The sequence below is a fragment of the Halomonas borealis genome (genome assembly GCF_004798905.1).
Classification (GTDB): domain Bacteria; phylum Pseudomonadota; class Gammaproteobacteria; order Pseudomonadales; family Halomonadaceae; genus Halomonas; species Halomonas borealis.
In genome coordinates this window covers 41,844-54,259 of sequence record NZ_SDMO01000004.1, presented here as the reverse complement: position 1 = coordinate 54,259, position 12,416 = coordinate 41,844, and the positions used below count along the sequence as shown (strand labels likewise).

Sequence of the window (12,416 nt, the reverse complement as noted above, 5' to 3'; positions counted from 1 at the left end):
CGAACTATGGCAGACGACCTGCTGACGCAACTCAAGGGCATGACCACCGTGGTCGCCGACACCGGCGATATCGAGGCGATTCGCCGCTTTCAGCCCACCGATGCGACCACCAATCCCTCGCTGATCCTGCAAGCCGCCCAGCAGGAGGGCCGCCGAGCCCGGCTCGGCGAGATCGCCCGCCAGGCCACCGACATCGACGACGCCCTGGACGCTGTGGCGGTCGATATCGGCAGCGAAATCAGCGCCCTGGTGCCGGGCTACGTGTCGACCGAGGTCAGTGCACGACTCTCTTTCGACACCCAGGCCTCGCTGGACCGGGCCCACTCGCTCATCGAACGCTACCAGCGCCAGGGCGTGGATCCGGCGCGGGTGCTGATCAAGCTCGCCGCCACCTGGGAAGGCATTCGCGCCGCCCAGGTGCTGGAACGCGAGGGCATTCACACCAACCTGACGTTGATGTTCAACTTCGATCAGGCGCGTGCCTGCGCCGATGCCGGCGCCACCCTGGTCTCGCCCTTCGTCGGCCGTATCCTCGATTGGCACAAGGCCCAGGACCCCCAGGCCGACTTCGAGGGCGACCGCGACCCCGGCGTGCAATCGGTCAGGCGCATCTACGAGCATTTCAAGGGCCATGGCTACGACACCGTGGTGATGGGCGCCAGCTTTCGCAACCGCGGCGAGATCACGGCGCTGGCCGGTTGCGACCGACTGACGATCTCACCGGCCCTGCTCGGCGAACTGGCCGAGCGCCAGGAACCGCTGGAGCGCCGCCTGTCGCCTTTGGACGCCGAGACCCGTACTCCGGAACCGCAGAACGAGGCCGACTTCCGCTGGGCACTCAACGAAGACCCCATGGCCACCGAGAAACTGGCCGAGGGCATTCGCAAGTTCATGGCCGATCAACGCCAGCTGGAGACGCTGCTGGGCGAGCTGCGCAAGGGCTGATCCCACGACGCTGGGCCAGTAACACGAAGGGGAGGCGCCGACCGGCGCCTCCCCTTCGTTCGTCGCCCGGCCAGGGCGGCATGTCGCCATCCGCTTCAGCCTTTCGGCACCCCGTTCTTCTGGACCTCGAGCATCTCGACCAACGGCTGGAACTCCTCACGATTATGCTCGTTCATGTGCATCAAGATGCGGTGCGCCTCGAGGATGCGCTGGCGCATGCCCGCCTCATCGGCGGGCACCTCGGGTAACTCGCGCAGCTCATGGGGCTCGGTGATTGGCGACTCCACCAGGGTGAAGTAGTGAGCGAAGCCCATGACATCGAGCATGCGGCGGACATCGGGATGATCGACGACGATGGTCGGCGGCTGCTGAAGCCGCCCTCGCAGCGCCATCGCCACCTTGGCCAGGAAGCCGAGCGCCGTGGAGTCGACGTTGGTGGCCTCGCGCAGGTCAACCATCACCGCCGTCAGCCCCGGGGTCTCGGCCAGCCGCTGGGCCTGGGTATCGAGCGTCGCACAGAGCGTGAGCCGAACATCCCCGCACAGCTTGAGCACGAACACACCAGAATCGAACGCCGCCTTGAGGCGGCCTTCATGCATCATCATTGCCAAATCCGCTCAATGTCATGATCGTCAGGTCGTCGGGAAGCTCGTGGCGGTCGGAGGGATCGTCCTCACCTTCAGCCTCGGCGATGTCGGAGTGCAGGGCAAGCCCCTGGCGCAGGGTCGTGAGCGTCGCACCGTGCTCGGTGCGGCTTCGCAGCACCTCGAGCCGGGCCTCCAGGGTCTCGCCGGGCAGGCAGTCGAGGATACCATCGGAACACAGCCAGAGCCGGAAGTCCGCCGGCAGCTCACACCCGAGCATCGGATATTCGACATCCGGGAACAGTCCTACCGGCATGCCCTCCCCTTCCAGATAACGCGCCTCTCCGTCGGCCACCAGGATCGGCATGGGCAGCTGCGCGCCGAGCGAATAGTGAAGATAGCCACGCTCCCGGTCAATGACGCCGACGAACAGCGTGGCATGCTTGCCGATGCCGGTATCGAGCAGCTCGCGATTCAGCCCGGCCAGCCAGCGCGGCGCCAGGCGCTCGGGGTGCTGGCCGTCCCACTGATGCCGCCAGCGGTTGGACAGCGACTTGAGCAATACCGTGACGAAGGCCGACGACGCCCCGTGCCCCGAGACATCGGCGAAATAGAACAGGCTGTAGCGATCATCGAAGCGCTGGAAGTCGAGGAAGTCGCCGGACAGGTAGAGTGACGGCACCAGCCAGTAGTCGCAGCTCACGCCACCGATGCATTGCGGACGTGGCGGCAGCAGCTTGCGTTGGATCTGACCGCCGGCCTGCTGGTCGAGGCGCAGCATCGCCAGATGCGTCTCGAGGCGTTCGTTGAGCTCGACCAGTTGGGCGCGATCGTTTTCACGCTCCTGGGCCAGGCGATTGAGATCGATGACCCGGCGGATCATGCGCCGCAGCAGGTGGCCATGGCGACGCGGCTCGATCACATAGTCCACCAGCCCGGCGTCCACCGCCTGGAGCAGGTCGCTGTCCTGGCGCTCGTCGCTGACCACCAGCGTCGGCAACCGCTCGGCCAGCGCCTGCCACGCCACACGAGGCACCGCGCGGGTATGCGCCACCACAAGCACCGCCTCGGCCGGTAGCTGATCGATGTGTCCCACGGCGGCCACCGCCAGCCCTTCCCGACCGATGATCTCGGCCAGGGCGTCGCGCTCGGCCCCGGGGGCATCGATCAGGCCGATCAGCTCGTTGGCTCCAGGCATGCTATGGCCTCACTCGGCGAAGGCGTCATCGAAGTCGGCATCGTCGAAGCCGAAGTCGTCCTGGGCGAAGGGATCGTCGCCCATCTCCCCGTCGTTGACCTCGAAGCGTCGACGCTGCAGCCAACTGTCGCGGATGAAGCTGTAGCGATCACCGCGGATCAGGCGTTCCTGATCGAGCAGCCCGGCCCGGGTATCGATCACGTCCAACCCACGCAGGCCGTAACGCACCTTGTCCTCCTCCACGTAGGTCAACGGGTCGGTGTACCAGTCCACCGGCAGCCCGGCGCTCGCGCGCACCGTGCTCGGCCCCAGCAGCGGCAGCACCAGATAGGGGCCCTCGCCCACGCCCCAGGTAGCCAGGGTCTGGCCGAAGTCTTCCTCGCGCCCGGTGAGTTCCATGCGGGTGGCCACGTCGAAGACGCCGAACACGCCTACGGTGGAGTTGATCAAGAAGCGCCCGCTCGCGATGCCGGCATTGCCCGGCTTGGCCTGCAGCAGGCTGTTGACCGTGTTGCCGATCTCGCCGAGGTTCGAGAAGAAGTTGCCGACGCCGGTCTGCACCGGATCCGGCGTCACGAAGCGGTAGCCCTGGGCCGCCGGCTTGAGGGCGTAGCGATCGAGCGTCTCGTTGAAGGCGAACACCCCACGGTTGAAGCCCTCCCAGGGGTCATCCGGGTTGGCGTCGCCGGCGCCCGAGGTGGTCGCGCAGCCCGTCAGCAGCAGCAGGGCGCAAAGCGCCGCCAGGCCTTGGCCGGCCCGATGGCCCGCGAATGTCGGTTTCATGGCTCGAACGGTCTCCCTACGCGTCATTCTGGTATTCCTTGTCGATCGGTGTCACGTGCCCACGACGCTGCCGGCACTGTAGCCCGCGGCGCCTCAACACTCCAGCCCGAGCGCCGCCTTCAGGCACGCCCGGTCAATTCCTTCCAGCGCTTCTCGAGGCGTTTCTCCGATACCGCCATCCGCGTCCCCAGTTGCTGGGCGAACAGCGATACGCGTAGCTCCTCGATCCACCAGCCGAACTCGACCAGCGCCGGATCCTCGATGCCGCCGCGCTGTTCGCTGTCGCGGCGAGAGGCCAGCCGCGACTCGAAGTCCTGCACGGCCTGCATGTGCATCTGATCGCGCATGCGCTCGCGGGGCGCCTTCTCCAGGCGGACTCGTGCCGCCTCCATGTAGCGCGGGTACTCCGCCAGCCAATCACCAGCCTCGGAGACAAAGCCCGGATGCACCAGGCGTTGCATCTGGGCCTTGAGATCACTGTATACCAGCGCCAGCGCGAGATTGAGATTGCCCTTCAACGCCTTGGTCACCGCGAGGTGTCCTTCCAGCGCCGGCTTGAGGATACCGAGCCGGGCCTCGGCGTGGGGCACCAGGGCCTCGCGGGTCTCGGCCAGGCGCGCCTCGAGCTCGTCGCGGGAACGCGGCAACGGGTCGACGGCGACCACCTGCCGGAAGACCGCACTCACCAGGTCGTCGGCCAGCTGGCGCTTGCTGCCCACCTTGGCAAACAACAGCGCACAGGGTGGCAGGCCGGGCAGGCGCTCGATGGCCCGCACCTGGTCGGGCAGTCGCGCCATGGCGGCATGTACCACGCCGCGGCGATGGGCCTCACGGGCCTTGTCGGGGTGGTCGAACAGCTCGACCCTGAAGCGGTCATCCTCCGGCACCACGGCCGGATAGGCCTCGACGCGGATGCCGGCCTGGGTGGTGACCCGGGATTCGGGCAGCGCCGCCTCGGGCAGGGTCTCGAGCGCCTCGGCCTCGCTGGCCTCGACGGCCAGCGCCCGGGCGCCCTCCCCGGCGGCATCCTCGAAGCGCTGTACCAGGGCACGGATGTCGCGCCCCTGGCCGAGCTCACGGCCCTCGTGGTCGACCACCCGCAGGTTCATCACCAGATGAGGCTCGAGCGCCTCGACCCGCCAATCGTCGGGTTGCAGTCGCACCCCGGTCTTGACCCGCAGGAACTCGCCCAGCGCCTCGGTGAGCGGTACGTCATCGGGCGTCATCGCCTGCTGGGCGGCATCCACCCAGTCGGGGATCGGCACCACCTGGCGACGAATCGACTTGGGTAGCGACTTGAGCAGCGCGATGCACTTCTCGCGCAGCAGGCCCGGCACCAGCCACGACAGACGCCCTTCCGGCAGCTGCGGCAGCATCGCCGCCGGCACGGTCAGGGTCACGCCGTCGTCCGCGGCGCCGGGGGCGAAATGGTAGGCGAGCGGGTAGCGCACGCCGTGTAGGGCCAGCTCGTCGGGATAGTCGGCCTGGGTGACCTCGTCGGCCTCTCGGGCCAAGAGCGCGGCGCGGTCGAACTTGAGCGCATCCGGGTCGTCACGCTCGACCTGCTTGCGCCAGGCCTCGAAGCCCTTGCCGTTGACGATGTCGCCGGGGATCCGCGCGTCGTAGAAGTCGTAGAGTGCTTCCTCGTCGACCAGGATGTCGCGCTTGCGGGCGCGGTCCTCGAGGTCTTCGACCTCCGCCACCAGCGCCCGGTTGTGGGTGAAGAACTCGCCGCGGGTCTTGAACTCGCCCTCCACCAGCGCCCGGCGGATGAACAGTTCACGGGCTTCCGTCGGCGCGATGGGGCCATAGTGCACGCGACGTCGGTTGACGATCGCCAGGCCGAACAGCGTGACCTGCTCGAAGGCCACCACCTGGGCACGCTTCATCTCCCAATGCGGCTCGCTGTAGCTGCGCTTGACCAGGTGGCCGGCCTGCGGCTCGATCCAGGCCGGGTCGATCTTCGCCACGCTGCGGGCGAATAGCTTGGTGGTTTCGACCAGCTCGAAGGCCATCAGCCACTTGGGCGTCTTCTTGGAAAGCCCCGACCCGGGATGAATCATGAACTTGCGGTTGCGCGCGCCCTGGTACTCGCGGTTCTCCAGGAACTGGCCGAGGTGCGAAAGCAGCCCCGGCAGCAATGCCTTGTGCAGGCGCACCGCGCTCTCACGGCGGGCCTGGCTGGCGGCTTCGCCGTCGTCATCGGTGCGGGGCAGTGGCGTCGGCGCCGGCACCGCGATGTCCATGTCGCGCAGCAGCTGGCGCAGCTGGCGGAAGGTATCGTGCCACTCGCGCAGGCGCAGGTAGTTGAGGTAATGATCCTTGCACCAGCGCCGCAGGCGATTACCGGAGAGTTCCTCGCGAGCGGCCTCGAAGCCATGCCACAGGTTGAGCAGCGCCACGAAGTCGGAGTCGGGATCCTGCCAGCGGCGGTGCGCCTGGTCGGCGGCCTGGCGCTTCTCGGCGGGACGATCCCGCGGGTCCTGGATGGCCAGCGCCGAGACCACCACCAGCACCTCGCGCAACCCACCCTGCTCGGCGCCGGCCAGCAGCATGCGAGCCAGGCGTGGGTCGATGGGCAGCCGCGACAGCTTGCGGCCGAGCGGCGTGATGCGCTGCCCTTCGTCCACCGCACCGAGCTCGAACAACAGCCGAAAGCCATCGGTGACGAAACGCGAATCGGGAGGATCGACGAACGGGAAGGCCTCGATGCTGCCGAGCTTCAGCGACAGCATCGACAGGATCACCGAGGCCAGGTTGGTCCGCCGGATCTCGGGGTCGGTGAATTCGGGGCGTCCGAGGTAGTCCTCCTCGTCATAGAGGCGGATGCACAGGCCCTCGGCCACCCGGCCGCAGCGCCCCTTGCGCTGGTCGGCGCTGGCCTGGCTGACCGCCTCCACCGGCAGGCGCTGGATCTTGGATCGATAGCTGTAGCGGCTGATGCGGACCAGGCCCGGGTCGATCACGTAGCGGATGCCCGGCACGGTCAGCGAGGTCTCGGCGACGTTGGTGGAGAGCACGATGCGACGCCCGCGATGGGCGGCGAAGACGCGATTCTGTTCGGCGTTGGAGAGCCTCGCATAGAGCGGCAGGATCTCGGTGTCACGCAACTCGGCGCGACGCAGGGTGTCGGCGGCCTCTCGGATCTCGCGCTCGCCGGGCAAGAACACCAGGATGTCGCGTGGGCCATGAAGCCAGCCCTTCTCGCGCTCGACGGCCTGGATCTCCTCCACGGCCTGCAGGATGCCCTCCTGCAGGGTGCGGTCCTCTTCGTCCTCGGCCTCGCGGGTCAGCGGCCGGTAGCGTACCTCCACCGGATAGGTGCGCCCCGAGACCTCGACCACCGGGGCCGGGCGCCGCGTGCCATCCGGGCCCGTCAGCGCGAAGTGTTCGGCGAAGCGTTGCACGTCGATGGTCGCCGAGGTGATGATCACCTTGAGGTCGGGGCGCCGCTCGAGCAGGCGCTTCAGGTAGCCGAGCAGGAAATCGATGTTGAGGCTGCGCTCGTGAGCCTCGTCGATGATGATCGCCTCATAGCGGCTGAGGTCGGGGTCATGACGGGTCTCGGCCAGCAGGATGCCGTCGGTCATCAGCTTGACCCGAGTCGCATCGTCGGTGTGATCGGTGAAGCGCACCTGGTAGCCGACCTGCTCGCCCAGCGGCACCTCCATCTCCTCGGCCAGGCGCGTGGCCACCGAGCGTGCCGCCAGCCGACGCGGCTGGGTATGGCCGATCAGCCCGCGTCGCCCCAGCCCCAGTTCCAGGCACAGCTTGGGCAGCTGAGTGGTCTTGCCCGAGCCGGTCTCGCCGGCCACCACCACCACCTGATGATCGCCCAGGGCCTCGAGGATGTCCTCGCGCCGCTCGGCGACCGGCAGCTCTTCGGGGTAGGACAAGCGTATCGGGCGCGACGCCCGAGCCTCGACCCGGGCGCGGGAGCGCTCGACCTCACGGCGCAGCTCGGCGAGGCCGCGATCCACCGGCTTGCCCTGGCGCAGGCGCCGGGTCAGGCCGGCGAGGCGCTTGCCCAGGCGGGGCGCGTCGCGCAGCTGCACGCCGTCGAGCTCGCCCTTGAGGGCCTCGAGGGCGGCGGCATCGGATTCGGGCGCGTCGGGGGCTTGGGTCAGGGTACTCACGATGGACTCGAAGGCTCCGGTGATCGGGCGGGCGGGACGACGAAAAGACCCGCATCGGTGATCCGATGCGGGCTCTACATTGTAACGCCGGGAGAACCTCGGGGGCTAATCGCCGCCGGTTTCCCGTGCCGATGAAGGCTCGACCGTCGAGCGAACGCCAGCGAGGGCGGCGCGCGTGCTCCGGCCCACCGGCCGATGCTGGCTCACGAGGCCTCGTCGCCGTCGTCTTGCGCCTCGTCGCGCAGCTGGCGGCGCAGCACCTTGCCGACGTTGGTCTTGGGAAGCTCGTCGCGGAACACCACCTGGCGCGGCACCTTGTAGGCGGTGAGCTCACCCTTGCACCAGGCTCGCAGGGTCTCGGCATCCAGGTCCGGATCCTTGGCCACCACGAACAGCTGGATCGCCTCGCCGCTGGTTTCATCGGGCACTCCCACGGCCGCGGCCTCCAACACCCCGGGGTGATTCGCCACCACGTCCTCGATCTCGTTGGGATACACGTTGAAGCCAGAGACCAGGATCATGTCCTTCTTGCGATCGACGATGCGGATGTAGCCGTCGTCGCCGAAGGTCGCCACGTCGCCGGTACGAAACCAGCCATCGGCATCGAGCGACTCGGCGGTCTCGGCCTCGAGTTGCCAGTAACCCTTCATCACCTGGGGACCCTTGACGCACAGCTCGCCGGTCTCCCCCAGCGGCAAGTCATGGCCCTCAAGATCCACGACCTTGACCTCGGTGCCCGCCACCGGCTTGCCGATGGTGCCGAGACGAATATCGTCGACGGGATTGAAGCTGGCGATCGGCGAGGTCTCGGTGAGCCCATAGCCCTCGGCGATCGGGCAGCCGGTTACCTCTTCCCAGCGCTTGGCCACGGCGCTGGTCAGCGCCATGCCGCCGGAGATCGTCAGATGCAAGGACGAGAAATCGAGGCGCCGGAAGTCCTCGCGCTGGCACAACGCGTTGAACAGCGTGTTGAGACCCACGAAGCCGGTGAAAGGCACCGACTTCAGTGTCTTGACGAAGCCGTCCAGGTCGCGGGGATTGGGGATCAGCACCGAATGATTGCCGGTCTCCAGCATGAACAGGCAGTTCACGGTAAACGTATAGATATGGTAGACCGGCAGCGGCGCGACGATGGTCTCGCCGCCTTCGGAGAGCCCCGGGCCGATCGCCTGGCGCGCCTGGAGCATGTTGGCCACCAGGTTGCCGTGAGTCAGCATGGTGCCCTTGGCACGCCCGGTGGTGCCGCCGGTGTATTGCAGGGCGGCGATGTCGTCGGCCTCCCGGCCGCACTCGCGACGCTCGAGGCCTGCCCCGCGCTTGAGCGCCGCGCGAAAGCCCCACGCCCCGGACAAGCGATAGGCCGGCACCATCTTCTTGACGTACTTGACCGCGGCGTTGATCAGCGGCCGCCTGGGGAAGGCATGCAGGTCGGCGATCTCGGTCACCACCACCCGCTCGATGTCGGTGTCGCCGATGATCGCCTCGAGCTTGGCCGCCATGTTGGCCAGGATGATGATGGCCCGAGCACCGGAGTCCTTGAACTGGTGGGCCATCTCACGCTCGGTATAGAGCGGGTTGGTGTTGACCACCACCAGGCCGGCCCGCAGCGCGCCGAACACCGCCACCGGAAACTGCAGCAGGTTGGGCAGCTGAATGGCAATGCGGTCGCCGGGCTCGAGCGCCGTCTCGTGCTGCAGCCAGGCGGCGAAATCGCCCGACAGGCGATCGAGCTCGCGGTAGCTCAGGGTCTGGCCCATGCAGGTGAAGGCGGGCTTGTCGGCGAAGCGCTCGATCGCGGTGTGGAAGACATCCAGCACCGAGGCATAGTCATCGCACCCCTCGAGCTCGGGGCCGCGCAGGACGGCAGGCGTGGCGTGCTCGCTCATGGCATTCTCCAGGCTGTGGTCGACCCTGCGAGGATCGCGCCTTGTTGTTATGAAACGTTGTTGTGAAACGTAGTCATGACCTGTTGTTATGACATCTTGCTAGGCCGCATCGTTCGGAAGCGTCGTCCTGACGACGCTGGGTGGCTGATGACGATGACGCCGTGTGCCGGCGTATCGAAGCCAGCCGGCCTTCAGCCTATCCCAGTCGCCCGGCCCTGAAAACAAGCGATTGAAACTAGTGTTTTAAACTTTCGCTTGATCGTGGCCGCCGAAGCGTCCCTGGATATCGCCATCCCGCCACACCAGCAACTCCCCGGGCGCCATGCGCATCCATTCCTCGTTATCGGTCAACGGCTCGGTGGCGATCACCGAGACCGTATCATCCGGCGTGGTGTGTTCGGCGAAGTTCACCGTCATCTCGGCGTCCGAGAGGCTCGCCTGCCCGAAGGGCGCCCGGCGCGTGATGTGCGCCAGCTTGGTCGAGCAGTAGGTATAGAGATGCTCGCCGTCGGCCAGCAGTAGATTGAACACCCCGAGCCCGCGCAGACGTTCACAGAGCCCGTGCAGGTGCGCCCATAGCGCCTCGCGCTCGTGCGGCGGCTCGGGGAAGGCACGGCGCAGCTCGCCCATCAGCCAGCAGAAGGCGTGTTCGCTGTCGGTGCCCCCTACCGGCCGATAGAACGACAGCGGCAACGCCTCCCAGCCGGCCAACTGACCGTTATGGGCATAGCACCAGGGCCGCCCCCACATCTCTCGGGTGAAGGGGTGGGTGTTGGCCAGGCGTACCTGGCCGACGTTGGCCTGGCGAATGTGGCTGATCACGATGTGCGACTTGATCGGATAGTCGCAGATCAGCCGGGCGATGGGCGAATGCGCCGAGGGATGCGGGTCACGGAAATCGCGGTAGCCGCCGGCCTCGTAGAAGGCGATGCCCCAGCCGTCGCGGTGCGGGCCGGTGCCACCGCCGCGGGTCAGAAAGCCGGTGAAGCTGAAGCAGATGTCGGTCGGCACGTTGGCACTCATGCCCAGCAGCTCACACATGGGGATCCTTACGCTCGCGGGAGGAACGCGGGCGGCTGGTATAGCGCCACAGCAGACGCAGCAGCACCAGGCCGATCCCCAGCGCCAGCAGGGTCCAGAATAGTGGCGAGGCGGTCCAGCCACGGGCCCGCTCGACCAGCCCCGGCCAGCCTTCCTGCCAGGCCTGATCCAGCTTGGCCGGCAACGCGTTGACGCCCTCGACGAAGCGATCGGCGATGCCCGGCGCCTCGGCCGACGGCGGGCCGTCTTCGGCGTCGCCCGAGGCGAAGCGCTCGGCGGCAAGCGTCGGGCCCGCCTCCGCGCCACTGATACCGACCCGCGCATCGGGATTGAGTATCAGCCGCGGCAAGGAAATCTCGCGGGTCTCACCGTCCAGGGTGACGCGGGCGGTCAGCGTCAACGGCTGTCGCAGGTCGGGATCGAACTCGGGCAAGGCCATCTCCCAGCGCCGCTCGCCGACCGGCTCGGCGGTCAGCGCCGTGCCACGCAGCTCGCCCTGGATCCGCGTGTTGTCGCGGTCGAGGCGAGGATGTTCGGCGGCCAGCACCACGCGCCCGGCGTCGGGATCGTGGCGCGTGCCGATCGCCGGCAACACGTTGACCGCCTGACGACGCTGGCGAGTGAAGCCCTCGCCGGAGGCACGGATCATCAGTTGCGCATTACCGGTCAGCGCCGGCGCCGGCAACTCGCCCTGGAAGCGACCCTGATCATCGGCGCTGAGCGTCGCCGAGGACACCGTCTCGCCATCGGGAGATGCCAGCGAGACCTCGAGGGTCAGCCCGCCCGGCAGGGGAAGCCCGTCCTGTTCGCTCTCGAGCCAGGCCTCCACCGGCACCGGGAAGCCACGGTAGAGCGTCGCCGGCAGCGACCCGGTGCGTAGCCGCCAGGGGCCGTCGATGCTGATACGGCTGCCCTCGCCGACCGGCCCCTCGAGGCGCCATGTGCCGGCCTCCGGGTCGGGAAGGCGGATCAGGTCGAAGCGAGGCTCGACCTGCCAGCGCGCGCCGTCCGGCGCCGAATCGGCGCGGTAGCGGGTGCCGTCGGGGGCGACCAGTGTCAGCGGCGACGCCTCGGCATCGTGGAGGATCAGCGCCGAGAGGCGATCCACGCCTTCGTCGACCTCGAACTCGCCCTCTTCATCCAGCGGCAGGCGATCCTTGGGGAATATCCGCTCGAAGATGTCGAGGAAGGCGCCCATCAGGCCTTCCGGGGAATCCACACGGGCGGCCAGCCCACCGGTGCGCTGGGCCAGGCGCTCGACCAGCGCCAGGTCGGCCTCGCCGGAGAAGGCGATGGCATGGACCGTGACGCCCTGCTCGGCGAGTTCGGGCGCCAGCTCCTCGACGATCCGGCGGCGCGAGGCACGGTCGATGGCAGGCTTGTCACCGCGCCCGGGCGGCAGGTCGATGACCCCGTCGGTCATCAGGATCAGCTGCCGGCCGTCGCCGCCCCCGGCCTCGACCGCCTGACGCAGGGCGGCCTCGATATCGGTGTACTGCTGGTCGCGCTGCGCCGGCGGTAACGACAGCGCCCGCTCGCGCCAGTCATCCCCGACTCGCGCCAACGGTAGCGGGTTATCGACCCGTTCCCCGAAGGACCAGACCCCCGCGCTGGCGCTTTGCGGCAGCAACGAGACCAACAGCCCCATGGCGCTCGCCGCCAGACGCTCGGGATCATGGGTTTTCATGCTCCCAGACACATCCACGACCGCCCGCACATCGGCTCGCTGCTGCTCGGCGTGTGCCGTCGAGACGGCCACGCCGATCCCGATCAGGCACAGCAGGCACCACCGGGCGAGGCGCCCTGCGCCCCCGTCACCCAGACTTCCTCTGTTCATGAACGT

At 68.0% G+C, this 12,416-nt stretch carries 8 protein-coding genes; 1 reads left to right on the top strand and 7 read right to left on the bottom strand.

The features are described 5' to 3' along the window. Positions 1-6 precede the first annotated feature (6 nt). Positions 7-945, top strand: a complete 939-nt coding sequence (gene tal / locus ETC07_RS05765) for a transaldolase (RefSeq protein WP_136247556.1) — start codon at positions 7-9, stop codon at positions 943-945. A 95-nt stretch (positions 946-1,040) separates the two neighbouring features. Here the strand turns inward: tal and ETC07_RS05760 are convergent, their stop codons facing one another. The 7 genes from ETC07_RS05760 to ETC07_RS05730 all read right to left on the bottom strand — a co-directional run bounded on the left by ETC07_RS05760 (position 1,041) and on the right by ETC07_RS05730 (position 12,410). Continuing rightward, positions 1,041-1,550, bottom strand: a complete 510-nt coding sequence (locus ETC07_RS05760) for an STAS domain-containing protein (RefSeq protein WP_136247555.1) — start codon at positions 1,548-1,550, stop codon at positions 1,041-1,043. After that, positions 1,537-2,727, bottom strand: coding sequence for a PP2C family protein-serine/threonine phosphatase (locus ETC07_RS05755; protein WP_136247554.1), 1,191 nt, complete (start codon positions 2,725-2,727; stop codon positions 1,537-1,539). The genes ETC07_RS05760 and ETC07_RS05755 overlap by 14 nt, the downstream gene beginning before the upstream one ends. 9 nt (positions 2,728-2,736) lie before the next feature. Continuing rightward, positions 2,737-3,510 carry an MlaA family lipoprotein gene (locus ETC07_RS05750; protein ID WP_136247553.1) on the bottom strand — a complete coding sequence of 258 codons (774 nt, stop codon included), beginning with the start codon at positions 3,508-3,510 and terminating at the stop codon, positions 2,737-2,739. 119 nt (positions 3,511-3,629) lie between these two features. Further along, positions 3,630-7,646: an ATP-dependent RNA helicase HrpA gene (gene hrpA, locus ETC07_RS05745; protein ID WP_136247552.1), complete on the bottom strand. Its 4,017-nt coding sequence runs from the start codon at positions 7,644-7,646 to the stop codon at positions 3,630-3,632. 203 nt (positions 7,647-7,849) lie between these two features. After that, complete coding sequence (locus tag ETC07_RS05740; protein WP_136247551.1) at positions 7,850-9,532, bottom strand: AMP-binding protein; 1,683 nt, start codon at positions 9,530-9,532, stop codon at positions 7,850-7,852. 243 nt (positions 9,533-9,775) lie between these two features. Next, positions 9,776-10,573 carry a class II glutamine amidotransferase gene (locus tag ETC07_RS05735; RefSeq protein WP_136247550.1) on the bottom strand — a complete coding sequence of 266 codons (798 nt, stop codon included), beginning with the start codon at positions 10,571-10,573 and terminating at the stop codon, positions 9,776-9,778. Then, positions 10,566-12,410, bottom strand: a complete 1,845-nt coding sequence (locus tag ETC07_RS05730) for a vWA domain-containing protein (protein ID WP_136247549.1) — start codon at positions 12,408-12,410, stop codon at positions 10,566-10,568. Before ETC07_RS05730 ends, ETC07_RS05735 begins: the two co-directional genes overlap by 8 nt. Positions 12,411-12,416: the final 6 nt, after the last annotated feature.

Bases quoted from the DNA above. Each gene is read 5' to 3' on its own strand.
- tal (WP_136247556.1), top strand. From the start codon at position 7: ATGGCAGACGACCTGCTGACGCAACTCAAGGGCATGACCACCGTGGTC.
- ETC07_RS05760 (WP_136247555.1), bottom strand. From the start codon at position 1,550: ATGATGATGCATGAAGGCCGCCTCAAGGCGGCGTTCGATTCTGGTGTG.
- ETC07_RS05755 (WP_136247554.1), bottom strand. From the start codon at position 2,727: ATGCCTGGAGCCAACGAGCTGATCGGCCTGATCGATGCCCCCGGGGCC.
- ETC07_RS05750 (WP_136247553.1), bottom strand. From the start codon at position 3,510: ATGAAACCGACATTCGCGGGCCATCGGGCCGGCCAAGGCCTGGCGGCG.
- ETC07_RS05740 (WP_136247551.1), bottom strand. From the start codon at position 9,532: ATGAGCGAGCACGCCACGCCTGCCGTCCTGCGCGGCCCCGAGCTCGAG.
- ETC07_RS05735 (WP_136247550.1), bottom strand. From the start codon at position 10,573: ATGTGTGAGCTGCTGGGCATGAGTGCCAACGTGCCGACCGACATCTGC.
- ETC07_RS05730 (WP_136247549.1), bottom strand. From the start codon at position 12,410: ATGAACAGAGGAAGTCTGGGTGACGGGGGCGCAGGGCGCCTCGCCCGG.